The organism is Mesocryomonas lacus, assembly GCF_055730105.2.
This window is the reverse complement of the sequence record NZ_JBUZWF020000026.1, coordinates 1-395: the sequence shown is the minus strand read 5'-3', so window position 1 is coordinate 395 and position 395 is coordinate 1. Positions and strand designations below refer to the sequence as shown.

The following is a 395-nucleotide window of genomic DNA, read 5'->3' as shown; positions in this document are numbered from 1 at the left end:
CACTTCCGCACGAAGGAGAGCCTCGTCCTAGCTCTCTTCGCCCGGTTCGAGGCCGACGCCGAGGCTTTCGCCATCAAGGCTCTGGGCGATCGATCCAGCGAAGCGCGAAGCTATGGCGACCTCCTGATCGACTGGTTTCGGCTGGTCTGGACTTACCGCTTCCTGTTTCGTGACCTTCTTGCGTTGGCGGGAAGCATGCCCGCACTTGCCTCACCGATCCGCGAGATGAGCGGGCGCATGCGAGGTGTCGTCGACGCGCTGATGCGACGCATGGTCGAGGACGGGATCATCGTGGTGCCTACCGACGACATCGATCCGCTGCTTGCCAACGTCTGGATCGTCTCGACCTACTGGGCAGTCTACCTCAACCTTCAGGAGGGCATCGACGAACTTGA

The 395-nt window shown here is 61.5% G+C and carries 1 protein-coding gene; it reads left to right on the top strand.

All coding sequences use genetic code 11. From position 1 onward, the window contains the following. A partial coding sequence (locus tag ACZLZQ_RS24280) for a TetR/AcrR family transcriptional regulator (protein ID WP_472951890.1) occupies nucleotides 1–395 on the top strand: 395 nt, incomplete at both ends.